The 22,666-nt window shown below is 70.6% G+C and carries 22 protein-coding genes and 2 pseudogenes; 15 read left to right on the forward strand and 9 right to left on the reverse strand.

What is annotated here, in order from left to right; translation table 11 throughout:
• Positions 1-656 (forward strand): putative Ig domain-containing protein (locus tag P3T29_RS27750; RefSeq protein ID WP_280719401.1); only part of this gene is annotated, 656 nt, incomplete at its 5' end.
• Positions 657-878: 222 nt separating this feature from the next.
• Here the strand turns inward: P3T29_RS27750 and P3T29_RS27755 are convergent.
• The 3 genes from P3T29_RS27755 to P3T29_RS27765 form a co-directional block, all read right to left on the reverse strand.
• Positions 879-2,561, reverse strand: coding sequence for a phospholipase D-like domain-containing protein (locus P3T29_RS27755; protein ID WP_280719402.1), 1,683 nt, complete (start codon positions 2,559-2,561; stop codon positions 879-881).
• A gap of 175 nt (positions 2,562-2,736) precedes the next feature.
• The gene (locus P3T29_RS27760; RefSeq protein WP_280719403.1) at positions 2,737-3,222 is read right to left on the reverse strand and encodes a DCC1-like thiol-disulfide oxidoreductase family protein; all 486 of its coding nucleotides are present in this window, start codon (positions 3,220-3,222) and stop codon (positions 2,737-2,739) included.
• A gap of 6 nt (positions 3,223-3,228) precedes the next feature.
• Complete coding sequence (locus tag P3T29_RS27765; RefSeq protein ID WP_280719404.1) at positions 3,229-3,636, reverse strand: hypothetical protein; 408 nt, start codon at positions 3,634-3,636, stop codon at positions 3,229-3,231.
• 227 nt (positions 3,637-3,863) lie between these two features.
• Between P3T29_RS27765 and P3T29_RS27770 the strand changes: the two genes are divergently transcribed.
• Complete coding sequence (locus P3T29_RS27770; protein ID WP_280719405.1) at positions 3,864-4,139, forward strand: DUF2087 domain-containing protein; 276 nt, start codon at positions 3,864-3,866, stop codon at positions 4,137-4,139.
• A 96-nt stretch (positions 4,140-4,235) separates the two neighbouring features.
• Positions 4,236-5,915, forward strand: a complete 1,680-nt coding sequence (locus P3T29_RS27775) for a serine/threonine-protein kinase (protein WP_280719406.1) — start codon at positions 4,236-4,238, stop codon at positions 5,913-5,915.
• 45 nt (positions 5,916-5,960) lie between these two features.
• On the opposite strand, the gene P3T29_RS27780 is transcribed toward P3T29_RS27775, so the two are convergent.
• Positions 5,961-6,719 (reverse strand): DeoR/GlpR family DNA-binding transcription regulator, encoded by a 759-nt coding sequence (locus P3T29_RS27780; protein ID WP_280719407.1) that lies wholly within the window; start codon positions 6,717-6,719, stop codon positions 5,961-5,963.
• A 293-nt stretch (positions 6,720-7,012) separates the two neighbouring features.
• Here P3T29_RS27780 and P3T29_RS27785 point away from each other — a divergent pair, with 293 nt between their 5' ends.
• From P3T29_RS27785 to P3T29_RS27820, 8 genes are all read left to right on the forward strand, one after another.
• Positions 7,013-8,290 (forward strand): extracellular solute-binding protein, encoded by a 1,278-nt coding sequence (locus P3T29_RS27785; protein WP_280719408.1) that lies wholly within the window; start codon positions 7,013-7,015, stop codon positions 8,288-8,290.
• Between the two features lie 141 nt (positions 8,291-8,431).
• Positions 8,432-9,367, forward strand: a complete 936-nt coding sequence (locus P3T29_RS27790; RefSeq protein WP_280719409.1) for a sugar ABC transporter permease — start codon at positions 8,432-8,434, stop codon at positions 9,365-9,367.
• A complete protein-coding gene (locus P3T29_RS27795) occupies positions 9,367-10,257 on the forward strand; it encodes a carbohydrate ABC transporter permease (RefSeq protein WP_280719410.1) in 891 nt (296 codons plus the stop codon). Before P3T29_RS27790 ends, P3T29_RS27795 begins: the two co-directional genes overlap by 1 nt.
• 48 nt (positions 10,258-10,305) lie before the next feature.
• Positions 10,306-11,331 carry an SIS domain-containing protein gene (locus tag P3T29_RS27800; protein WP_280719411.1) on the forward strand — a complete coding sequence of 342 codons (1,026 nt, stop codon included), beginning with the start codon at positions 10,306-10,308 and terminating at the stop codon, positions 11,329-11,331.
• A complete protein-coding gene (locus P3T29_RS27805) occupies positions 11,324-12,286 on the forward strand; it encodes an ROK family protein (protein ID WP_280719412.1) in 963 nt (320 codons plus the stop codon). The genes P3T29_RS27800 and P3T29_RS27805 overlap by 8 nt, the downstream gene beginning before the upstream one ends.
• Positions 12,283-13,218 (forward strand): 1-phosphofructokinase family hexose kinase, encoded by a 936-nt coding sequence (locus P3T29_RS27810; RefSeq protein WP_280719413.1) that lies wholly within the window; start codon positions 12,283-12,285, stop codon positions 13,216-13,218. The genes P3T29_RS27805 and P3T29_RS27810 overlap by 4 nt, the downstream gene beginning before the upstream one ends.
• A complete protein-coding gene (locus tag P3T29_RS27815; RefSeq protein ID WP_280719414.1) occupies positions 13,196-14,032 on the forward strand; it encodes a class II fructose-bisphosphate aldolase in 837 nt (278 codons plus the stop codon). Before P3T29_RS27810 ends, P3T29_RS27815 begins: the two co-directional genes overlap by 23 nt.
• A 104-nt stretch (positions 14,033-14,136) precedes the next feature.
• Positions 14,137-14,310, forward strand: coding sequence for an RICIN domain-containing protein (locus P3T29_RS27820; protein WP_280719415.1), 174 nt, complete (start codon positions 14,137-14,139; stop codon positions 14,308-14,310).
• A gap of 149 nt (positions 14,311-14,459) precedes the next feature.
• Here the strand turns inward: P3T29_RS27820 and P3T29_RS27825 are convergent, their stop codons facing one another.
• The 3 genes and pseudogenes from P3T29_RS27825 to P3T29_RS27835 form a co-directional block, all read right to left on the reverse strand.
• Positions 14,460-14,720: a hypothetical protein gene (locus P3T29_RS27825; RefSeq protein ID WP_280719416.1), complete on the reverse strand. Its 261-nt coding sequence runs from the start codon at positions 14,718-14,720 to the stop codon at positions 14,460-14,462.
• A gap of 89 nt (positions 14,721-14,809) precedes the next feature.
• On the reverse strand, positions 14,810-16,219 hold the full coding sequence (locus tag P3T29_RS27830; RefSeq protein WP_280719417.1) for an LCP family protein: 1,410 nt from the start codon (positions 16,217-16,219) through the stop codon (positions 14,810-14,812).
• Positions 16,220-16,310: 91 nt separating this feature from the next.
• Positions 16,311-17,257 (reverse strand): annotated as a pseudogene (locus tag P3T29_RS27835) (DUF1731 domain-containing protein).
• Between the two features lie 257 nt (positions 17,258-17,514).
• Between P3T29_RS27835 and P3T29_RS27840 the strand changes: the two are divergent.
• Positions 17,515-18,327 (forward strand): hypothetical protein, encoded by an 813-nt coding sequence (locus tag P3T29_RS27840; protein ID WP_280719418.1) that lies wholly within the window; start codon positions 17,515-17,517, stop codon positions 18,325-18,327.
• 48 nt (positions 18,328-18,375) lie between these two features.
• Here P3T29_RS27840 and P3T29_RS27845 read toward each other — a convergent pair whose 3' ends face one another.
• Positions 18,376-19,554, reverse strand: coding sequence for a nitric oxide synthase oxygenase (locus tag P3T29_RS27845; RefSeq protein ID WP_280719419.1), 1,179 nt, complete (start codon positions 19,552-19,554; stop codon positions 18,376-18,378).
• A gap of 161 nt (positions 19,555-19,715) precedes the next feature.
• Positions 19,716-19,892, reverse strand: a pseudogene (locus tag P3T29_RS27850) (diaminopimelate decarboxylase); the annotation flags it as partial.
• Positions 19,893-19,994: 102 nt separating this feature from the next.
• On the opposite strand from P3T29_RS27850, the gene P3T29_RS27855 reads away from it, so the two are divergent.
• The 3 genes from P3T29_RS27855 to P3T29_RS27865 all read left to right on the forward strand — a co-directional run bounded on the left by P3T29_RS27855 (position 19,995) and on the right by P3T29_RS27865 (position 22,574).
• Entirely contained in the window at positions 19,995-20,537 is a 543-nt protein-coding gene (locus P3T29_RS27855) for a SigE family RNA polymerase sigma factor (protein WP_280719420.1), read from the forward strand.
• Between the two features lie 39 nt (positions 20,538-20,576).
• The gene (locus tag P3T29_RS27860; protein WP_280719421.1) at positions 20,577-21,875 is read left to right on the forward strand and encodes an LCP family protein; all 1,299 of its coding nucleotides are present in this window, start codon (positions 20,577-20,579) and stop codon (positions 21,873-21,875) included.
• Between the two features lie 492 nt (positions 21,876-22,367).
• Positions 22,368-22,574 (forward strand): hypothetical protein, encoded by a 207-nt coding sequence (locus tag P3T29_RS27865; RefSeq protein ID WP_280719422.1) that lies wholly within the window; start codon positions 22,368-22,370, stop codon positions 22,572-22,574.
• Positions 22,575-22,666 lie beyond the last annotated feature (92 nt).

A 22,666-nucleotide genomic window follows, 5' to 3' on the forward strand; every position in this document is an offset into this window, starting at 1 on the left:
ACAGCGCCTCGGGCCAGACCCTGACCTACTCGGCCACCGGCCTCCCGGCCGGCCTGTCGATCAGCGCCAGCGGCCTGATCACCGGCACCCCGACCGCCGCGGCCACCTCCTCCGTCACCGTCACCGCCAAGGACACCACCGGCGCGAGCGGCTCGGCGAGCTTCAGCTGGACCGTCAACGGCAGCACCGGCGGCTGCACCGGCGGCGGCCAACTGCTCGGCAACCCCGGCTTCGAGACCGGCAGCCTGTCCCCGTGGTCCGCCACCGCCGGTGTCCTCAACAACGACACCGTCAGTGAGCCCGCCCACTCCGGCAACTGGGACGCCTGGCTGGACGGCTACGGCGCCGCCCACACCGACACCCTGTCGCAGACCGTCACCATCCCGGCCGGCTGCAAGGCCAGCTTCTCCTTCTGGCTGCACATCGACACCAACAAGACCACCACCAGCGCGTCCGACAAGCTCACCGTCGCCGCCAACGGCACCACGCTCAAGACCTTCTCCAACCTGAACGCCAACAACGGCTACACCCAGCAGACCATCGACCTCTCCAGCTACGCCGGAAAGTCCGTCACCCTGAAGTTCACCGGCACCGAGAACTCCTCCTCGGCCCAGACCAGCTTCGTGATCGACGACACCGCCCTCAACGCCTCCTGACGGGGCGGCGCCTGCCTCGCAGGCACCTGGCCCGTAGGCGCTGACTCACAGACGCTGAACTCACAGCAGCGCCGCCCGAAGGCCCGTGGTCCCCCGTCGCAGGACGGGGGACCACGGGTCTTTCCGCACCTCCGGCCCGCGCCGCTCCCGTAGGCGACAACGCGCCCCGGCCCGGGATGAGTTGAGCTCCAGTGCCCGGGACGGCAGCGCGTCGGCCGGGCCTCAGGCCGGGCAGGTGCCCTGCGCGTAGTCGACCGTGGCCGTCGCCCGGGAGTACTGCCACTCGGGGGTCAGCAGGTTCGCGTCGAGCTGTGCGGCTCCGGCGGGGCTCTCCACGAGGTAGCCGAAGTCCTGCAGCCAGGCCGGGTAGAGGTTCTTCGAGCCGATGTAGAAGGTCGAGCTGTCGACCGAGACGACCTTGGTGTGCAGCGGGTATGCGTGGCCGTCCGCCCACTTCGCGTCGGGGGCGGCGCGGAAGGACGCGAGCTGCAGGTTCTGGCACATCGCCGTCTTCGCCCTCGACGCGTCTCCGGTGATGGTGGCGAGCCGGTCCACCAGCGTCTTGCTGATCTCCGTCAGGGACTTCATGTTCGAGTAGCCCGCGCTGCCGACCAGGCCCCGGTTGGCGGGATCGCTGACCACGATGCGGACCTTCACCCCGGCCGCCAGTTTGGCGGCCAGGAGGTCGTAGAGCCGGACGTCGTAGCGGGGCAGCGGCGGGCAGGCGCCGTTGACGTCCTGCTGGGAGATCTCGATGTGGCTGCCGGCCCCGGCGACCAGGGCGCGCAGGGCGCTCTCCTCGGGGTTGACCGTCAGGTAGTCGCGGTCGCCGTTGGTGTTGTCGTGCAGAGCGATCGGCCCACAGGCGGTGTCGGAGGCGGTGGCCGGAGCCGGCTGGTACGTCGAGGTCGGGTCGGCACTCTCGATACCGACTCCGAGGCCGCCGACCGCGATCACCGGCACGTCGCCGGTGGGCGCGGCGGGCGCGGGGTTCTGCTCCTGCTCGAGCTGCGGGGTGCAGGCGGCGCCGTTGGAGGAGGCGAACCAGGCGGCCGAGAAGACCCCGGTGTGCCGGCAGGTCCAGGTCCACAGGGTGTCGAGGTAGGCACCGGCCGAGGAGGCCGCCGGGCCGGTCAGCGCGAGGTCGACGTCCGACACCGGGTGAGCGGTGTCGAGGTAGTCGTCCTTCCAGTCGTTGATGCCGCCGGTGATCACGCTCCGGCCGTCGACCACCAGGAGCTTGGAGTGGTTCCAGGAGAACGAGGTCTTGGAGGTGGTCATCGAAGCGACGGTCAGCGTGACGCTGTCGGCGGCGGGGCCGAGCCTGCCGACCAGCTCGTCGCGGTAGGAGGAGGGCAGTGCGCTGATGTTGTAGAGCGGAGCAGCGCCGACCAGGATCCGGACCTGGAGCCGGTGACCGGCCGCCGCCGAGGCCTTGAGGCCGGTCACTATCGCGTCCTCGAACCCGCCGTTCGGGAAGGGCGCGAGCGTCGATATGTCGACGGTACGGGTCGCGTTGGAGATGTTCTCGGTCATCTTGGCGAGCAGCCGGTCCGTCCCGGTACGGTCGGCGCAGGTCGGGTCGCCCCAGCAGCCCGGCGTCTGCAGCAGCCACCCGGCCGGGTCGGTGGCGGATGCGTCGAGGCTGTTTCCACTGCTGCGCTGCCAGACCTGGCCCTCGAGCCCGGGCGAGACCTGACGCAGCGTCTGCTCGATGGCGTCGAGATGCGGCGTGGCAGTCGGCGCAGTGGTCGGCGTGGCAGTCGGACCGGCGGCCGGTTGGGCGGCCGGAGCCGACGCGGCGAGCGCCGGGGTCACGGGCGAAGCGGCGAGGACGGCGGCGAGCGCCAGCGCGGACGGTACGAGACGGCCGGAGCGACAGGGGAGGTGGCGGGGGCGGAACAAGCGCGGTACGTCCTCTTCTCGAAATGACTGATCGTCAGCAAAGGATCGCACACGGTACATCGGGGCTGCGGCTCAGGTCCCCCCGAAGGACCGGACGGGCATCCGGCCGCCTCCTGCCTGGACGATCGCGCGGACCCCTCACCGGCACGGGCCGGCCCGGCCGACGCCGGCCCAGCTAACGGTGTGTCCAACCCGACGCCGAGCAGGTTCCGTCGGCGCAGCCCGGAGGACCGTCCGGGGCAGCCCGCGTCGTGGTGGCGGCCGGCGGCCCACCCGGTACGGCACGGCCAGCTCCCGTGGCCGCGCGGTACTTGGCGGCGGCGAAGGCCGCTGCCCGGGCCAGCGGCAGACCGGTGGGTGTGCTGAGCCGCTGGGCGAGCGGCCGGTGCCCGGCCAGCGCCCACAGGCAGGTGACGAACGCCTGCGGGCCGCGCCAGACCTCCCCCGTGTCGGCGACCACGGTGATCTCCCCCAGGGTCGCCTGATGGTCCAGGCCGGGGAATCGCTCCCGGGCCTCGGCGGAGTTCACGGCGACGAACTCCAGCGGCACGAGCTGGATCTCTCCCCGCAGCCAGCGGGTCAGCTGCCGGCAGAGCCCGCACGCGGGATCGTGCAGCACCGTGAGCCCGCTGACCACCGGTTCGGCCGGAGGCGTCGTCATCAGGGTCTAAGCCTTGGTCGGCTGCTGGGTCCAACCCTGCGGCGCGACCGGCGGGCGGTGCCGCCGCTCCAGCGCGCCCCGGCGGCGGATCTTGTTCAGCACGTACACGTTGCCCAGGTGTATCCAGCCGATCGCCAGCAGGACCGAACCGAGCTTGATCGAGAGGAAGTCGAAGATCCCCTGGACGTCCGTCACCTGCGAGCCGGCCCTCATCCACAGGACCACGAAGCCCAGGTTGATCAGGTAGAAGCCGACCACCAGCAGGTGGTTCACCGCGTCGGCCAGCTTCTCGTCCCCGGCGAAGACGTCGGTCAGGAACAGTCGGCCGTTGCGGCTGAGAGTGCGGGCCACCCACACCGTCACACCGACGGCGACGGGCAGGTAGGCGGCATAGCTGACGACTGTGTCGTACATCGGAAAGCTCCGTTTCGAACGCGTTCAAAACCTTGTACGCCCGACAGTAGACCTAGTTTTGAACATGTTCAAGATGACGTCTGAAGCCGAGCCGGGCCGGTGTCCGCTCCTGCCCACCGTGCGGGTGGCCGAGGGCGGCGCCTGTCGGGCGCGATCCGGTTCGAGCAGTCACACCGGCACGGAAAATGCCTTGCCCGGCAGTCGGGGCAACTGGGAGGCTTCCGGCCATGTCCGACACTAGATCCAGCAGCTCACCGGGGGTGGCCGCCCTGTTCTCCCAGGGACGGCTGACGGCTGTCCCTCGGAAGACGGCCCGGCGCGAGCAGTTGCTCGTGCACCTCACGGAGACACTGTTCGAACGGGACCGGGCCTACAGCGAGTACGAGGTCAACCAGGCGCTGCTCACAGTGCACGAGGACTGTTCGGCACTGCGCCGCTACCTGGTCGAAGCCGGCCTGTTGACCCGACCCAGGGACGGCAGCAGCTACCGGCGGGCCGCGTAGCCGCTCACCTGGGCGAGTCCTGATCAGGCCGTGGACGCCGCGTGCAGGCCGCCACCGTGGCGGCTGTGGTCGGTCCGGTCTCCTACGATGGCGCGCATGACTACTGGGGGCCTGGACGCCCGGCTCATCGACGACCGCTTCGAACTGCTGCAACGCCTCGGCGGCGGCGGCATGGGCCTGGTCTGGCGGGCCCGCGACAACGCCCTGCACCGCGAGGTCGCGCTCAAGGAGGTCCGCCCGGCGGACCCGGCGATGGCGGCCGCCGACCCGGCACAGACCCGGGAGACCCGGGAACGGGTGCTGCGCGAGGCACGTTCGCTGGCCCGCCTCCAGCATCCGAACGTGGTGATCATCCACCACATCGTCGACAGCCCTGAACATCCCCACCCCTGGCTCGTCATGGAGTTGGTGAGCGGCGGCAGCCTCGCCGACCGGCTCGCCCAGGGCCCGCTCACCGTCGCGGAGGCGGCCAGGATCGGGCGTGGCGTCCTCGGCGCCCTGCGGGCCGCCCACGCGGTCGGCATCCAGCACCGGGACGTCAAACCCGGCAACGTCCTGCTGCGCGCCGACGGCACCCCGGTGCTCACCGACTTCGGCATCGCCGCCATGTCCGGCGCCACCGCCCTCACCAGCACCGGCGCGCTGATCGGCTCGCCCGAATTCATGGCCCCCGAGCGGATCCGTGGCGAGGAGGGCAACCCCTCCTCCGACCTGTGGTCGCTCGGCATGATGCTGTACGTCGCGGTCGAGGGCCGCCACCCGCTGCGCCGGGCCAACGTGATCTCCACCCTCGCCGCCGTGCTCGACGAACCGCTGCCGCCCCCGGTGCGCTCAGGGCCGCTCGGCCCGCTGCTCGGCGCCCTGCTGGCCAAGGATCCGAGGACCCGCCCGGACGCCGCCCAACTCGACCAGGCGCTCGCGCAGGTCGAGTACGAGGCCGGGCACGAGACCCGGTACGAGGCCCAGTACGGCGCGTCGCCGGTGCCGGCCGATTCGCCGACCTGGGTGCCGACGCCCCCGGGAACGCCGACCGTGTCCCCAGTCACAGCCCCGGTCCTCGACCTCGCCCCGATCTCACCGAAGCAGCCGGCTCGCGGCGGACCGCGACGGACCACGCTGATAACGGTCGCTGTCGCCCTGACGGCCGTCGCCGGCATCCTCGGTTGGAGCCTAAGACCCGGCACCGGCACCGGCACCGGCCTGCCGACAACCGCAGCCACCGCACCCCACCTTGCACCGGCCCTCCCGGCGGCGAGTCACCCGGCAGCGGCCGCCGGCGCAGCAACGGCCCCCTCGTCCGCTGCAGGCGATCCCTCCACCCCCAGCGCTCCCACCGGGGGTCTGATCACCCCGGCCGGGGTGCGCGCCACGATCGCGGCGATGAGCCCGACCATGGGCGGCACCAAGGTCATCCGGCTGGTCATCTATCCGGAGTACGCGAGCGCCACCTTCCCGACCGCCGCCAACCCCGAGCTGTACGACTCCGTCGACTACCGCGACGGCAGTGTCACCCGCTCGGTGGGCGGCACCGTGACCGACGTCGACAAGGTCATCGACCTGCGAGGCTTCGACTGGGACGCCCTCCCCGCACTGCTGCAGAAGGCCCAGGACACTCTGAAGGTGCCCAAGCCGAACAGCCCCTACCTCATCATCGAAGCCGACATGTTCACCGGAGTCCCGGGTATCAGCGTCTACCTGTCGAACGACTACGGCAGCGGCTACCTGGAGGCCGACGCGAAGGGCAACGTCACGAGGAGCTACCCCCTGGGTTCCTGACGATGCGTCAGAAGTCGTACCTCAGGCGCGCAGTACCCGGACGTCTCAGGCGCGCAGCACCCGGACGCCGCAGGCGGCGATGGCCCGCTCCTGCTCCTCGTCGAGCAGGTCGTCGGTGACCAGGTCATCGATCTCGGCGAGCGGGCAGATCTCGGCGAAGGTGACCCGGCCGATCTTGGTGTTGTCGGCGACGACCACCGAACGGGCGCTGCTGCGCAGGAAGGCGCGGTCGGTGTGGGCTTCCATCTCGTCGTGGGTGGTGCAGCCTTCGCTCGCGGTCAGACCGTCCACGCCGATGAAGGCGATGTCCAGGTGGTACTGGGTCAGCATCCGCTCGGCGGCCGGCCCGACCAGTTCGTAGCTGGCGGTGCGGGCGTTTCCGCCGACGACCACCAGCCGGATGTCGGGGCGGACGATCAGGTCGGCGGCGATGTTGACCGCGTTGGTCACGATGGTGAGCCCGCTGCGGTCGGCCAGTACCCGGGCGATCTCGGTGACCGTGGTGCCTCCGGTCATGCCCACCACCGCGCCGTCCGGGACGAGCGCGGCGGCGGCGAGGGCGATCCGCTGCTTCTCCACCTGCTGCCGTCCGGCCCGGTGGCGCAGCGGCAGCTCCAGGTTGACCGTGCCGGTCACCGCGCCGCCCCGGGTGCGGTGCAGCAGTCCCTGCTCGTGCAGGGTCTGCAGATCACGGCGGACCGTCGCGCCCGACACGCCCAGCAGGTCGGTGAGCGCATGCACATCGGCGCTGCCCTCCTTGGCGATGTGGTCAAGGATGCGCGCGATTCGATCAGCTTTGAGCATGTTGGGAGTGTAGCCCCAGGTAGGGCGGGTGTGACTGACCGCGCACCTTGAGTGCCACGCCAACGGCGTGGATCACAACAGTCCAGTAACAGCGTCTGGACCTGGGGGTCGGCCTCGTGAATACTTCGCGACGCGGCAGCGTCCCTTTCGGATCTGCTCGAAACTTGCCAGGTCTGATCAATTCCACGCATCAAGTGCCGGATTTGACGCACGGTGCCGGCACATCAGATCTGGACAAACCAGGCGTGGACCCGGTCACCTGCGGGTCCGACGGTGCGAAGGCGGTAACGGCAGTGAACAAGCGTGTGCTCAGTTTTGCGGCGGTCTGTGCAGTCGGCACTCTCACCCTCGCGGCGTGCGGCAGCAGTGGCGGCAGTGGTGGTAGTCCCAAGGCGAGCGGCCCGGTGACCCTCAAGCTGGTCGCGGCCGACTACGGCGACAAGGCGTCCAACAGCTCCACGCTGTACTGGAACGACCTGGTCAAGAGCTTCGAGGCCGCCAACCCGACCATCAAGGTCGATGTCCAGGTGATCAACTGGAACGACATCGACAAGCAGGTCAAGACGATGATCCAGAGCGGCAACATGCCGGACGTCCTGCAGACCGGCGGCTACGCCGACAAGGTCGCCGACAACCTGCTCTACCCCGCCTCCGACGTGCTCTCCCCCGCCACCCAGGCCAACGTCATCGACACCTTCGCCAAGGCCGGCCAGGTCAGCGGCACCCAGTACGGGATCCCGTTCGTCTCCTCCGCCCGCGCCTTCTTCTACAACAAGGCGATCTTCGCCCAGGCCGGCATCACCACCCCGCCGCAGACCTGGGACGACGTCAAGGCCGACGCCACCCTGATCAAGGCCAAGGTCCCCGGTGTCACCCCGTACGCGCTGCCGCTCGGTCCCGAGGAGGCCCAGGGCGAGAGCATGATGTGGGAGCTCGGCAACGGCGGCGGCGTCACCGACGCCTCGGGCAAGTACACCCTCAACAGCCAGGCGAACATCGACACCTTCAGCTGGCTCAAGACCAACCTCGTCGACCCCGGCCTGACGTACGCCAACCCCGCCACCACCGACCGCAAGACCGCCTTCGCGGACTTCGCCGCCGGCAAGGCCGCCATGCTCAACGGCCACCCCTCGCTGATCCAGATGTCCAAGGACGGCAAGGTCGACTACGGCGTCGCCCCCATCCCCGGCAAGAACGGTGCGCTCAAGTCCACGCTGGGCGTGGCCGACTGGATGATGGCCTTCAACAAGAACGGCCACAAGGACCAGATCAAGGCCTTCCTCGACTTCGCGTACTCCAAGGAGAACACGGAGAAGTTCGACGAGACCTACAACCTGATGCCAGTCACCAAGGACACCCTGGCCGACATGACCTCCAGCGGCAAGCACGCGGACCTCGCGCCGTTCTTCGCCCTGCTCCCGAACGCCTCCTTCTACCCGCTGGGCGACACCAGCTGGGACGCCGTCTCCGCCCAGATCAAGCAGAGCATCGGCACCGCCGTCAGCGGCGACCCGGCCAAGGTGCTGGGCGACCTGCAGAAGAAGGCCCAGGACGCGGTCGCCAACAAGTAACCCCCGGACTGACCACCGGAAGCGGACGGGAGAAGACCGGCGCCGGCCGGCCGTTCCCCCGTCCGCCCCCGTCCGCCCACGCACCGCACGTCGGCAAGCCGTGCGGCAGACACTGCCGCACACACACGGAAGGCACCACCCGTGTCCCAAACCTCCGCCACCCCCAAGGCCCCCGGGCCTGGCCGGGGCAGGCCGAAGCCCCGGCGCTCGGGCCCGGGCAGGTTCGGCCCGCTGCCCTGGATCGCCCCCGCCATCCTGTTGATCATGGTCGTCGTGCTCTGGCCCGTCTACGAGATGGTCCACACCTCGTTCCTGCGGATCAGCACCAGCGGCTTCGTCCGTGGCTCGGCCGGCCTGGACAAGTACCGCAAGCTCTTCGGCGAACCCGACCTCGGCCACGTGCTGATCTCCACGGTGATCTGGACCGTCGCCGTCGTCACCCTGACGATGGTGCTCTCGCTGGCCCTGGCGCAGCTGTTCAACCAGGAGTTCCCGGGCCGCCGGCTCACCCGCTGGGCGCTGATCGCGCCGTGGGCGGCGTCCGTCCTGATGACCGCCATCGGCTTCAAGTGGATGCTCAACCAGACGGCCGGCGTGCTCAACACCGCGATGACCGACCTCGGCCTGATCAGCGGCCCGCAGGACTGGCTCGGCGACCCCTCCACCGCCTGGCCGTGGATGATGTTCGTCGCGATTTTTGTCTCGCTCCCCTTCACCACGTACACCCTGCTGGCCGGACTGCAGACCATCCCCGGCGAGGTGTACGAGGCCGCGCGGGTCGACGGCGCGTCCACCTGGCAGACCTACCTCAGGATCACTCTGCCGCTGCTGCGCCCGGCCTTCCTGGTCGGCGTGGTGATCAACCTGATCAACGTCTTCAACTCCTTCCCGATCATCTGGGGCATGACCCAGGGCGGCCCGAGCAGCGCCACGGCCACCACGACGGTGTTCATGTACCAGCTCAAGGACACCGACATCGGCGAGTCCGCCGCCATGTCGGTGGTCAACTTCGCGCTGGTCGTGGTGATGGTGCTGGTCTTCCTCAAGGTCAGCCGCTGGAGCGAGGACGAGAACTGATGGATCGTCATATACAGTCCCCAAAGTCCCGCAAGTCCCCCAAGTCCCGTGACTCCCTGAAGTCCCCCAGGAAGAGGCTGCGGCCGCGTACGCTGGTCATCGCCGGGATCGCCTGGTTGCTGGCCGTGGTCTTCCTTCTGCCGTACGCCGAGATGGTGATCACCGCTCTGCGGCCCGCCAGTGAACTGCGCGACCCGAGCTACCTGCCGCACCACTTCGCCTGGTCCAACTTCGTCAACGTGTGGCGCGACTCCACCCTCGGCGGCAACCTGAAGGTCACCCTGCTGGTCGCCGGCGGCTCCACGCTGCTCGCCCTGCTGGTCGCGCTGCCCGCCGCGTACTACACCGCGCGCATCAAGTTCCGTGGCCGCAAGTACTTCCTGCTGCTCGTGCTGGTCACCCAGATGTTCCAGCCCACCTCGCTGCTGGTCGGCCTGTACCGCGAGTTCTACCAGCTGGACATGCTCAACTCGGTCTGGACGCTGGTCCTCTGCAACGCGGCCTTCAACCTGGCCTTCGCGATCTGGATCCTCACCGCCTACATCGGCTCCATCCCGGTGGAGTTGGAGGAGGCCGCCATGATCGACGGTCTCGGGCGGCTCGGCGCGCTGCGCCGGGTGGTCCTGCCGCTGGCGATGCCGGGCGTGGTCACCGCCGTCATCTTCACGTTCATCTCGGCCTGGAACGAGTTCGTGATGGGCCTGACCCTCTCCACCGTCCCGCAGAGCCAGCCGCTCACGGTCGGCATCAACAACTTCATCGGCAACTACACCGTCCAGTGGAACTACCTGTTCGCCGGATCGGTCATCGCCATCGTGCCGGTGGTCGTGCTGTTCGCCTTCATCGAGCGCCAGGTCGTCTCCGGCCTGACCGCCGGATCCGTCAAGTAACCACCTCTGGCTGCCAGTTCCATCGATCCGCTCCGAAGGAGCCCCCGAATGTCCACCACACCCTCCCGTACCTCCGTCGAGATCGCCTCCCAGCCCGACTGCTGGCGCCGGGCGGCCGCCTCGCTCGCCGAGTTCGCCGCCGCCCTGCCCCGCCGGGGCGAGAGCGTCGCCGTCATCGGCTGCGGTACCTCCTGGTTCATGGCCCAGTCCTACGCGGTGCTGCGTGAGAGCGGCGGCCACGGCATCACGGACGCCTTCGCCGCCTCGGAGTTCCCGAGCGGGCGTCGCTACGACCGGGTCCTGGCGATCTCCCGCTCCGGCACCACGACCGAGGTGCTGGCCCTGCTCGCCCAGTCCCGCGAAGCCGGCGTGCCCACCAGCGCGATCACCGCCGACCCCGCCACGCCGGTGATGACGGCGGCCGACGCCGTCGCCGTCCTGGACTTCGCCGACGAGGAGTCGGTGGTGCAGACCCGCTTCGCCACCACCGTGCTCGCCCTGCTGCGTGCCCACCTGGAGGCCGAGAACGCACTGCCGGCCGGTGTGCGCACCGTCGCCCGGGCGGCCGACGACGCCGAGCGGGCCATCGCCGCGCCGCTCACCGAAGAGGTCACCGGCGCCGAGCAGTTCACCTTCCTCGGCACCGGCTGGACGTACGGACTGGCGCTGGAGGCCGGGCTGAAGATGCGCGAGGCGGCCGGCGCCTGGACCGAGGCGTACCCGGCGATGGAGTACCGCCACGGCCCGATCAGCATCACCCGGCCCGGTCGGGTGGCGTGGATGTTCGGCACCCTGCCGACCGGGCTGGCCGGTGACATCGCACGGGTCGGCGGCACGCTGGTCGCCGGCTCCCAGGACACCGGCTCGCTGGACACCGGCTCCCTTGACGCCAGCTCGCTGGGCGCCGATTCTCAGTACGCCGATTCTCAGTACGCCACCGAGAGCCTGGACCCGCTGGCCGACCTGATCCAGGCCCAGCGCCTGGCAGTTGTGATCGCCGAGGCTCGCGGCTACGACCCCGACCGGCCGCTCAACCTCACCCGCTCGGTCGTGCTGGAGAACTCGCATGCCTGAGCCGCATGACGCCAGCGAGTGCGTGATCGCGCTGGACGTCGGCGGCACCGGCATGAAAGGCGCCGTGCTGGACCGGGAGTTGAGGCCCCTGCTGACGCTGCGCCGGCCCACCCCCCGGGAGGCCGGCCCGGACGCGGTGGTGGACGCGACCGTCGCCACCCTGCGGACACTCGCACGGCAGGCCGCCGATCGTAAGTTGACGGTCCGTCAGGTCGGGGTCGTGGTCCCCGGGATCGTCGACGAGGACCTCGCCCGCGCCGTCTACTCGGCCAACCTCGGCTGGCGCGATCTCCCGCTCGCCGACCTGCTGGAGCAGCGCACCGGATTGCCCGTCACCCTGGGCCACGACGTCCGCTCCGGCGGGTACGCCGAAGCCCTCCTCGGGGCCGCCCGAGGCGCGCGCGACGTCCTCTTCGTGGCCGTCGGCACGGGCATCTCCGCCGCCGTCATCAGCGACGGCCGTCCGCTGCGAGCCGGCGGCTACGCGGGCGAACTCGGCCACCTGGTGGTCGAACCCGGTGGTTCGCCGTGCGGTTGCGGCAGCCGTGGGTGCCTGGAGACGGTGGCCTCCGCGACCGCCGTCGCCGCCGCCTTCACCGCCCGCTCCGGGCAGGCCGTCGAAGGCGCCGACCAGGTCGCCGCCCTGCTGACCAAGGGCGATCCGTACGCCCACGCGATCTGGCAGCGAGCGGCCGAGGCGCTCGGCACCGCCCTGGCAACCGCCGCGACGCTGCTCGGCACCGAGCTGATCGTGCTCGGCGGCGGCCTCGCCGAGGCCGGTGAACTGCTGCTCGCGCCGGTCCGGACCGCGCTGGCCGAACAGCTGACCTTCCAGCGGCGGCCGAGCGTCGTGCGCGCGGCGCTGGGCGACGAGGCCGGCTGCCTGGGTGCCGGGCTCCACGCCTGGCGCGCGGTGAGCGAGGCCGCCCGCTTCGAACCGGCGGGAGCGTCGTGATCCTCACCGTCACGCTCAACGCGGCCCTGGACGTCACGTACTTCGTCGACGCCCTGACCCCCCGCGCCTCGCACCGCGTCGACGCCGTGCACGAACGCGCCGGCGGCAAGGGCGTCAACGTCGCCCGGGTGCTCGCCGCGCTGGGACACCCGACCATGGTGACCGGCCTCGCGGGCGGTCCGACCGGCAGCCTGCTGCGCGGCGAACTGCACACAGCCGGGCTGCGCGACGAGCTCGTACCGATCGCCGGCGACTCCCGGCGCACCGTCACCGTGGTCTCCCGCGAGGACGGCGACGCGACCGTCTTCAACCAGACCGGACCGTTCGTGCGGCCCGACGAATGGGAGAACTTCGCGGCGCACTACGCACAGTTGGTGCGCCGGGCCGAGGTCGTCGTACTCGCCGGCAGCCTCCCCCCGGGCCCACCGCCCGACGCGTACGGGCAGCTCATCGCGCTGGCCTCGGCGGCCGGAGCCGCCACCGTGCTGGACACCAGCGGCCCGGCCCTGCTCTCGGCGCTGAGCGCCGGCCCGGACGTGGTCAAGCCCAACGCCGCCGAACTCGCCGCCGTCACCGGCCGCAGCGACCTCGCGGCCGCAGCCGCCGAACTGCGCGGCCTGGGCGCCCGCGCGGTGGTGGCCTCCTGCGGCCCGGACGGGCTGTACGCGCTCACCCCGCAGGGCAGTTGGCGGGCCACGCCCCCCGAGCAGCTCAGCGGCAACCCGACCGGCGCGGGCGACGCCTGCGTCGCGGCGCTCGCCGCCGGACTCGCGGCGGGCACGCCCTGGCCCGACACGCTGCGCGAAGCCGTGGCCCTGTCCGCCGCCGCCGTCCCCTGCCCGGTGGCCGGCGACTTCGACGCCGACACCTACCACCGATTCCGCACCGCCGTACCCGTGGAGGAAGTCCATGCCGCTCGCACCCACCGATGAGATAGTCCAGGCCGCCACCGAACTCGTGCAGGGAGTCGGCGCATTCAACGTGGTCCAACTGGAGCATGCCCAGGCCATCGTGGCCGGCGCCGAGGCCGCCGGACGCCCGGTGATCCTCCAGATCAGCGAGAACACCGCCCGCTACCACGGCGCCCTCGAGCCGATCGCGCTCGCCACACTCGCCATCGCCCGGACGGCGAGCGTCCCCGTGGCCGTCCACCTGGACCACGCCGAGTCGGCCGACCTGATCCGCGAGGCCGTCGAACTCGGCTTCACCTCCGTCATGTTCGACGCCGCGAAGCTCCCGTACGAGGAGAACGTCGCCGCCACCCGCGAGATCACCGAGTACTGCCACAGCCGGGGCGTCTGGGTCGAGGCCGAGCTCGGCGAGGTCGGCGGCAAGGACGGCGCCCACGCCCCCGGCGTGCGCACCGACCCGGACCAGGCGCGGGCGTTCGTCGCCGCGACCGTCGTCGACGCGCTCGCCGTGGCCGTCGGCAGCTCCCACACGATGCTCACCCGGGACGCCGTGCTCGACTTCGCCCTGATCTCCCGGCTGCGCACGGCCGTGAACGCGCCGCTCGTGCTGCACGGCTCCTCCGGCGTCGGGGACGTGGACCTCGCCAAGGCCGTCAGCGCGGGAATGACGAAGGTCAACATCTCCACCCACCTCAACAAGACCTTCACCCAGACGGTCCGTGGCTACCTCGACACCCACACCGAGGTAGCCGACACCCGCAAGTACCTCGGCCCCGCCCGCGCCGCCGTCGCGACCGAGGTGGCGCGTCTGCTGCGAGTCCTGGCCGGTTCCTGACCCGGAGCCGATTCTGACGAACAGTCACCATGCAGATGGCACAAGCCCCCCAGTCATCAAACGGAGACACCCACGCGCATCCGATCCCTGCTCCTCGCGACCCTGTGCGCGCTCGGCGCCGCCGCGGGCGCAACCAGCACTGGCTGATCACCCCCGCCCCGACCGGCGGTTACACCCTCACCTCCGCCCACAGTGGCCTGCCCCTCACCACCTCCGGCGAAGGCGACGGCAGCGGCCTGGCCCAGCAGGCCGCGACCGGCGCCACGACGCAGGGCTAGTCCTTCACCAGCGCGAGATGAACTCCCCTTCCCCGCACCGAACTTATCCGCCAGACCCCCTCGATCCCGATCTCGGCCGAGGGGGTCCCCGGGCTGCCCGGTCGGCCGGCGCCCGCTCTGCCGGGGACGGCCCCGGGACGCCCTGGTCCTCAGTCCTCCCGGCCGCCCCGGCCCGCAGCGGCGACCGCCTCGCTGTGCCAGGCCCGGCGCGCGTGCGCGATCTGCTCGGGGGTGAACACCCCGTGCTCGGCCTGGTGCGCCTCCACGATCTCGGCCGTCTTGATCAGGGCGAGCGCCCGTTCCGCCGCTTCGACCAAGAAACGGTTGAAGTCGGCGCGCTCCTCGATCTCGTGGACCAGCCGGCTCGGCAGCCTTACCGTTTTCGTCACGATGCTCAGGTCATCAGTCATGGCTCGACGCTAACCGGCCGCTACGCCGTCCGGGGGAGAAAGCGGCAGATTATCGGGCCCGGCGCAGCACGTACCGTCCCTGCGGACGGTCAGTTGACGCAGGGGATCTTGCCGCCCTCGACCGCGTCGCCCGTGAACTGGTCGGCCTGGGTGGCCGGTGAGCCGGACGACTGCTCCTGCTGCACCTGATCCGAGGGGGTGCCCGAGGGAGTGCCGGAGGGAGTGCCGGTCACCGCCGTCGGCGTTCCGGTCGGAGCGGACCCGGCAGTGGTGGACCCGGCGGTGGCGGACGGGGCGGCGGCGGGAGCCGTCGTCGGGCCGGCCGCCTGTGCTATCTGCTGCTTGACCAGAGCTCTGATCTTCGCGACGTCGACGGTGTTCACGTCCCCGTCCTGGCCGCCGAGGTCGGGTTGGGTCTCGATCGGCAGGGTGTTGAACTCGACGTTGCCGCCGGTGAGGTTGGGCACCTGCTGGGCGAAGTCGAGGACGTTCCAGCTGCTGTCGATGATCACGTCCTTCTTCGCGACGTCGATCAGGCTCTGCATCTTGCCGAGGTCGCCGAAGATCCCCTCGTCCTTCAGCTTCTTGGTGACCCCGGCGATGAAGGCCTGCTGACGGTGGGTCCGGTCCAGGTCGCCCCCGTCCAGCCCGTACCGCTGCCGGACGAAGGACAGCGCCTGAGCGGCGTTCAGCTGCTGCGGGCCGGCCGGGAAGTCCGCGCCGGAGCCGTGTCCGACGGTGGTGGCGGTACGGGCGACGATCGGGTCCTTGACCGCGTGCTTCAGGCAGACCTCGATGGGCTTGAGCACGTCGGCGACATGGTAGAAGCCGATCAGGTTGACCTCGGCGAAGTGGTCGATCGGTATCTGGAGGAAGTTCTGCACCGTCAGCAGCGTGGCCTGGCGGCCGGCCTCCCGCCCCCGGTGTTCCAGCTCGACGGGATTCGTGACGCCCTGCTTGGAGAACTCCTCCTCGGCGTAGTACTTGGCCCGGTCGTACGCCTCCTTGATCTTGTGCTTGCCGAGCGGGTGCTTGCCGGGCGCGTTGATCAGATCGACGTAGTCGTCCCGGGGTATCGAGAAGGCCTCGACCTTTCCCCCGTCCGCCGGGATGTGCATCAGGATCAGGGTGTTGGTGTTGTAACCGCCGATGTCGCTGGTCGAGCCCGCGTGCAGCTCGTTCTCCAGGACGTCCTGCGGCAGGGCCTTGCCGTCCTGGTCCCGGCGGCTGTCCAGACCGATCAGCAGCAGGTTGACCGCCTTGTCCAGGTGGCCCGTCCGGTCCACAACGCGCGGCGGCGCGGCCAATTTGACCGGCTCGAGCGCGTTCGAGGTCGTCATGCCGGTGCTGAGCGAGTGGTACGTGTACCAGGTGAAGCCGCTCGCGCCGAACATCGCGAGGGAGGCCCCACAGGCCATCACCCGCCCGGCCACCGTCAGCCGCGACGCCCGCCCCCAGCGGCGGCCCTGCCCCGAGCCGCTGTCGCTGCGCTCCGTCATCCGTCCTCCTTCTCACTTCTCCTGAACCTCGCCACCTGAGACGCTGCGAGTAGGCAAATGGTGGCACGTCTTCGAAGAACTGTTCGGAGCGTCACCGGGGCCGGGCGTCCACGCGTCGTACGAGGTCGGCGGCGGCCTCCGCCCACTGGGGGTGGTCGAAGGTGAAGCCCGCTCCGAGCAGCCGGCCGGGGACGACACGACGGCTCTTCAGCAGGAGTTCGGTGTCCGAACGCAGCGCGAAGGCGCCGAGTTCGGCCATCCACCGCGTCGCAGGCAGACCGACCGGGATGCCGCGAGCCCCGCGCAGCGTACGCATGAACGCGCGCTGCGTCAGGGGGGCGGGCCCGGCGAGGTTCACCGGTCCGCTGAAGTCGTCCCGGGCGACCAGGAATTCGACCGCGCGGACGAAATCCCGGTCGTGGATCCAGGAGATGTACTGCCCGCCGCCCGCGACCGGCCCGCCGAGACCCAGCCGCGCCAACCGCAACAGGAGGTCGAAGGCGCCGCCGCGATCCGGGCTCATCACCATGGCGGTGCGCAGCGCGACCTTGCGGGTACGCGGGGTCTCGGCCCGTTCCTGCGCCTCCTCCCATGCCTTGGCGATCTCGACGCTGTACGCCCAGTACCCCGGAGCTCCGGGCTCGGCGCCGCCGATCACACCCGCCGCCTCGTCGTTGGGCGCGTCGAAGCGGTGGGAGTAGACGGTGGCGGTGCTCATCTGCAGCCAGACCCGGGGAGGCCGGGCAGCGGCCCCGATCGCCTCCCCCACGACCCGGGCGGAGTGCACCCGCGAGTCCATCATGTCCCGCAGATTGGCTGCGGTGTAGCGGCAGCTGACACTGCGCCCGGCCAGGTTGATCACGACGTCACTGCCGTCGATCACCTCGGCCCAGGACCCTATGCTCTTACCGTCCCAACGGACTTCACGGTCGCGCACCGGCCGCCTCGTCAGGACCACGACCTCATGCCCCGCAGCGGTCAGCGCGCGGTTCAGGATCACGCCCAAATGCCCGGCCCCCCGGGTATCACGATCTTCATGAGACTCCCCCTCGGCTCAGGGGACAAGCTTAGCGCAGATTCTTGAACGCGTTCAAAACATCTGCTCGCACCGGCGACACTTCGACCGCCGAGCCGTCCGTGGCCGGCTGAACACAACCCAGGCGCCGGCTCGCACGTCCTGTCGGGCACCGTGCGGGGGTTGCCGTGGCGTAGCGTGGTCGGCCGGGGGCGCCGGGGCGGGTCGGGTCCGTTCCCACCACCCGTCAGGGCCCGAGGTCCGGAGTTACGGAGTAGTGATGTCCAGTTCCCAGCCTGCCATGGCGGATCTGCACGGCGTCCGGCGACGCACGTTCGTCCGCGAGGCGGACGGCTCGACGGACCGCGTCACCGACGCCACGTGGGTGCAGGGCCCCTCGCTGTTCGGGGATCTGCGGCAGCCGCCCGGTCTTGACGAACTGGTCGGGAGGACGTGTCCGAGTGACCTGGACCGCCCGCAACTGCTGGCGCTGTGCGAGCAGAAGGCGTTTGCCGGCGGCTTCGAGCAGGACGGCGAGGTGTTCAGCTGGATCCGCCGGATCGACCTGCACCCGGCGGGACCGCTTCCCGACGCGGGCACGCTGCGCTGGGAGGACGGCGTGCTGGTCGAGGAGGGCCTGCACGAGGCCTATCTGGAGCACTGGGAACTCGTCGAGCGGTCACCGGACGGTCCGGCGGCCGTCCTGCTCGACGATCCGGCGGAGGGGTGTGCGGGCTTGTTGGTCCGGGTGGGCTCCTGGTTCGCCTACGCCCGGGACCGGAGCGCGCCGCTCCCCACGCTCCTGGTCCCGCTCGTCGAGCAGGTCCGGGGTTGCGGGAGCCGCGCGGAGGCGGCCGCGCTGCTGGACTGCGAGGTGTCGATCGGCCGGGTGCACGCGGACCGGTGGGAGATCGTCCGTTCCACCCTTCCGCATCGCGTCGGGGCCTGCCTGCAACCCGAGCCCGGCCCAGGCGGGGACGGGCTGCGGATCCGCGACGCGGATCGGCAGGGCCGGGCCCGCCCGCGCGACTGGCGGTTGACGCGCATCGAGGGCCCGGTACGGCTGCTGACGGCAGGCGACGCCCGAGGCTGACCGTGCCGCGCCGCGCTCAGCTCGGGAGTGCGCGCCCGAGCCGTCCGCTCAGCCCTCGGTACCGCCGGTCGGAGTCGGCCAAGGAGCCTGGTGGGGAGCGAAGTTGGGACGCGCCCTGGTGACCTCGTAGCGGCGCTGCCAGACCGGGGTGGTCGACCCGCTGGTGGCCGGCACGATGGCGGACCAGTCGGCCGGGCAGCTGCGGCCGCTCTTCAGCTCACGCTCCTCGTGCCGCACGAACTGCTTGGTCGCGAAGTGATGGTCGACGATGGACACCCCGGCCCGGTCGTAGGAGTGCAGTACGGCGGCGGTGAGTTCCAGCAGCGCGCGGTCGCGCCACAGGGTACGGTCCCGGCTGGTGTCCAGGCCCATCCCCCGGGCGACCTCGGGGAGTTTGTCGTAGCGGTTGGTGTCGGACAGGTTGCGGGCGCCGATCTCGGTGCAGGTGTACCAGGCGCTGAACGGTGCCAAGGTGTAGCGCAGGCCGCCCAGTTCGAGGATCTGGTCCGAGATCGTGGGGAAGGCGTGCCAGCGCAGCCCGAGTTGTTCGAACCACGGGTGGTCGGGATGGCTGATGTGCACCTCGGGGACCGCGTCCGGCGGCAGGTCGAAGAACCTCGGTTCACGTCCCGGGTACTGGATGACCAGTGGCAGGACGTCGTACTCGGTGCCCCGGCCGCGCCAACCGAGCCGCTGGGCGGCCTCGGTGAGCTCCACCGTCCCGGGATCGCCCACCACGGACCCGTCGTGCTGCCGGTAACCGGCGTAGCGGATGAGCTGGCCGTTCCAGACCCGGGGGCCGGGCCGGTCGGGCCGGCTCGGAGCGAAAACGCTCAGCAGCAGCCGTACCTTGCCGCCGTTCCAGGCCAGCCGGAGATGCTCCACCAGCGCTTCGAACAGGGCGCTCTCGTCGAAGCCGTCGCCGCCGGCCCCGACATCCCGGCAGTCCCGGGTCTCGAGTCCCCGCCAGTAGAACTTGCCGATGCACTGGGCGTTGTTCCGCCAGGCAATCCGGGAGCCCAGCAGGATCTCCACCTCGCTCTGCCGGTAAGTACCCGTCGCGGCCAGCTCGTTCGCCATCTCCCTGACCCGCCGCTCGGCGAGGTCGGCCGAGAGGTGGCCCTCGGCGGCGAGTTGGCGCACCAACTCCTCGGCCTCGACGGCCACCGGCAGGTCGAGCGGGGAGGACGGTACGGGCGATGGTGCGAAGAGAGGTGAGGTCGTCACGATGAGCCCCCTGTCAACGGCGCTGAGCGGGCAGCCAGTTAACCTGCGCGAAACATCCGCCCGCGCCTCGAAGGCTACGCGAAGAGCGTCCTGGCGCAGGACCCCGTGCCGCCACTTTGACGGATCCCATGCACACACCCCGCCCAACCCGGAGGCGGCGCTCACCGCCCCACCTCGCGGGCCTTGAAGTCCTCCACCGTCTCCCGGCGGATCAGCAGCCGGGCCCGGCCGTCCCGGACGGCGGCCACGGCCGGGCGGCCGACCAGGTTGTAGCCGGAGGCCATCGACAGCTGGTACGCCCCGGCGGTGGGGACGGCCAGCACGTCGCCGGCCCGCACCCCCGGTCCGGCGCTCCGCTCCGAACATTTTGGCGACTCCCTGTAACGCCAGCCGCTGCCGCCGCGTCATAGGGCGGTACGGGTTCGAGTGGGGAGTGGTTGATGATCCGAAGTAGCAACGCGCGCGAGGCCAGGGAGGCCGAGTTTCTGGAGTTCGCGGCCGGACGCCAGGGGCAGCTGTTCCGCTCCGCCTACTTCCTGACCGGCGGCGACACCCATCTGGCCGAGGACCTGGTCCAGGAGACCCTCGGCCGGATGTACTCGCTCTGGCACCGGATGTCCTGGCAGGGCCGGGCCAGGCGGATAGAGAACCCGGCCGGCTACGCGCAGACCGTGCTGGTCCGCAGCTTCCTCTCCCACCGGCGGCGGCGCAGCAACGCGGAACGCCCTACCGCCGCCTTCCCCGACCTGGCGGGCGACGACGGGGACGCCACGCTGCGGCTCACCCTGTTCGACGCGCTCGCCCAACTCTCCGCCCGTGACCGGGCGGTGCTGGTCCTCCGCTACTGGGAGGACCGCAGCGTCGAGGAGACCGCCGAGGTACTCCGATCCAGCGCGGGTGCTGTCCGTACCCGGAGCTCCCGGGCACTGACCCGGCTGCGCGCCCTGCTCGGCAGCTCGCTCAGCGAGCTCGCCGCCCTTTGAACCACCTCGCAGCCGCTACCCGAGAGAGGGTGATCCCGCATGTCAAATGACCCACAGTCGGATCCGGAGTTCGAGGACGACCTTGCCCAGGCCTTCGCCCGTGCAGCCGCAGGCGTCCGGACCGAGGCGGAGCCCTTGCTGTCCGGTGGACTCACCCGGGGTCGCGCCCGCCGCCGGCGCCGCACGACCGCCGTCGTCGGCAGCATCACGGCACTCGCGCTGGTCGGCGCGGGCGGCGCGTTCGTGGCGGGCCTGCGCGCCCCGGTGGCCACATCCAACGTCCTGAGCCAGGGCGACGTGCAGAAGAGCGCGCCGCCGCACCTGGACAAGTCGGTCAACGTGCTGTTGATCGGGCTCGACAGCCGCAAGGACATGAACGGCGACGACCTCCCGCCGCAGGTCGTCCAGGACGAGTTGCACGCGGGTGGCAGCAGCGACATCGGCGGCTACAACGCCGACACCCTGATCGTGCTGCACATCCCGGCGGACGGCGGCAAGGTCACCGCGCTCTCCGTCCCGCGCGACGACTACGTGCAGACCGTCGGCGCCGACGGCCGGATGCACAAGATCAAGGAGGCGTACGCGATCGCCAAGGAGGCGGCCGAGCACAAGCTCGCCGGCCAGGGCCTTTCGAAAGCGGCACTGGAACAGCAGAGCCGCGACGCGGGCCGCTCGGCCACCATCCAGACCGTGCAGGACTTCCTCGACATCCCGATCGACCACTTCGCCGAGCTCAACCTGCTCGGCTTCTACGACATCGCCAAGGCCGTCGGACCGATCCAGGTCTGCCTGAACCACGCCGTCAGCGACCCGATCGCCGCCCGGACGGCCGGCCGCGAGGGCGGCGGCACCGGGCTCGAACTGCCTGCCGGGATCAGCTCGCTGAACGCCTCCCAGGCACTGTCCTTCGTCCGGCAGCGCCACAACCTGGTGAACGGCGATCTCGACCGGACACACCGCCAGCAGGCGTTCCTCGCTTCGGTAGGGCACAAGCTGACGCAGGACGGCCTGTTCGGCGACCTGGGCAAGATGCAGTCGCTGCTCGGCATGGTGAAGAAGGATGTCGTGCTGGACGACCGGTGGAACCTCCTGGACTTCGCCCAGCAGGCACCGGGCCTCACCGGCGACAACGTCGAGTTCAACACTCTCCCGATCAGCGGCTTCAAGACCATCGACGGCGAAGGCGTCAACACGGTCGACCCGGACCTGATCAAGAAGATCGTCCAGCAGCTCTTCACCGACACCCCGGCATCCAGCACGCCCCAGGCCGGCCAGGCCGCCGCCCTCCCCATGCAGGGCCCCCCGGTGAAGACCGGCGGGATTCCCTGCGTGAACTGACCGACCGTGAACTGACCGACCCCGGTCGGCGGGCCGCCCTCACAGGGGAAGGGCGGGCCGCCGACCGTTCTTTATGGCTCTCGGCGTCCCGGTCGATGCCGAGCAGCCGGGTGTGGTGCAGGTGCAGCAGGCCGTCACGGCGCTCGACCGGTGGTGCCGTGGCTCTCGCGGGCCACGAAACTGTCACCGTCATGGGCCGACAAGACCGAGCCCGCTGGGACTGGCCCCGTTTCTTCGCACCCGCCGGGCACCGAGAACGGCGGGTGTGACGATCATTCATGCCCCCGCTGTTGTGGGGCGCGTCATCTCCTGACAGGCTCTCGCTGTGATCAGTGCACGTGGGAGGGTCGCAGCGGAGCCTGCCGAGGGTTCCCGGGGGCTGCGGATCACCCTCCCTGATCGGACAGCTTCGGTGCTGCTGCTGCCGTCGTCGAGTCAGACACGGCCGTCAGCACGGACACCGTGACCCGCAGGAGAGGAACGCCGAACACCATGGACACCATCACCAGCATCGATCTGGTCCACCAGTGGAAGCAGCCGGGCGAGCGCCAGGGCGCGTCCGCCGGGCACCCCGCCGGGGAGATCAGGCTCCGGACCACGAGCCGCCTCGCCCGTCGCTCCGCCCTGCTCGCCGGGAGCGCCGGGGACGCCGCCAGGGCCGACACCGGCTTCCCCACGATGACCATCGAGGAGCGCTGACCGATCGGCGGTGTCCGGAGGCCGGTGCGACCGATGGCGGGCGCACCGGCATCCGGCTGTGAACTACGCAAATAATCCGACTACCAGATCTT

This window comes from Kitasatospora sp. MAP5-34 (assembly GCF_029894335.1).
GTDB lineage: Bacteria > Actinomycetota > Actinomycetes > Streptomycetales > Streptomycetaceae > Kitasatospora.

Excerpts from the sequence above, each read along its gene's own strand:
- P3T29_RS27795 (WP_280719410.1), top strand. The coding sequence starts at position 9,367 with ATGGATCGTCATATACAGTCCCCAAAGTCCCGCAAGTCCCCCAAGTCC.
- P3T29_RS27815 (WP_280719414.1), top strand. The coding sequence starts at position 13,196 with ATGCCGCTCGCACCCACCGATGAGATAGTCCAGGCCGCCACCGAACTC.
- P3T29_RS27865 (WP_280719422.1), top strand. The coding sequence starts at position 22,368 with ATGGACACCATCACCAGCATCGATCTGGTCCACCAGTGGAAGCAGCCG.
- P3T29_RS27830 (WP_280719417.1), bottom strand. The coding sequence starts at position 16,219 with ATGACGGAGCGCAGCGACAGCGGCTCGGGGCAGGGCCGCCGCTGGGGG.
- P3T29_RS27760 (WP_280719403.1), bottom strand. The coding sequence starts at position 3,222 with ATGACGACGCCTCCGGCCGAACCGGTGGTCAGCGGGCTCACGGTGCTG.
- P3T29_RS27805 (WP_280719412.1), top strand. The coding sequence starts at position 11,324 with ATGCCTGAGCCGCATGACGCCAGCGAGTGCGTGATCGCGCTGGACGTC.
- P3T29_RS27775 (WP_280719406.1), top strand. The coding sequence starts at position 4,236 with ATGACTACTGGGGGCCTGGACGCCCGGCTCATCGACGACCGCTTCGAA.
- P3T29_RS27780 (WP_280719407.1), bottom strand. The coding sequence starts at position 6,719 with ATGCTCAAAGCTGATCGAATCGCGCGCATCCTTGACCACATCGCCAAG.
- P3T29_RS27855 (WP_280719420.1), top strand. The coding sequence starts at position 19,995 with ATGATCCGAAGTAGCAACGCGCGCGAGGCCAGGGAGGCCGAGTTTCTG.
- P3T29_RS27825 (WP_280719416.1), bottom strand. The coding sequence starts at position 14,720 with ATGACTGATGACCTGAGCATCGTGACGAAAACGGTAAGGCTGCCGAGC.
- P3T29_RS27860 (WP_280719421.1), top strand. The coding sequence starts at position 20,577 with ATGTCAAATGACCCACAGTCGGATCCGGAGTTCGAGGACGACCTTGCC.
- P3T29_RS27840 (WP_280719418.1), top strand. The coding sequence starts at position 17,515 with ATGTCCAGTTCCCAGCCTGCCATGGCGGATCTGCACGGCGTCCGGCGA.
- P3T29_RS27765 (WP_280719404.1), bottom strand. The coding sequence starts at position 3,636 with ATGTACGACACAGTCGTCAGCTATGCCGCCTACCTGCCCGTCGCCGTC.
- P3T29_RS27800 (WP_280719411.1), top strand. The coding sequence starts at position 10,306 with ATGTCCACCACACCCTCCCGTACCTCCGTCGAGATCGCCTCCCAGCCC.
- P3T29_RS27770 (WP_280719405.1), top strand. The coding sequence starts at position 3,864 with ATGTCCGACACTAGATCCAGCAGCTCACCGGGGGTGGCCGCCCTGTTC.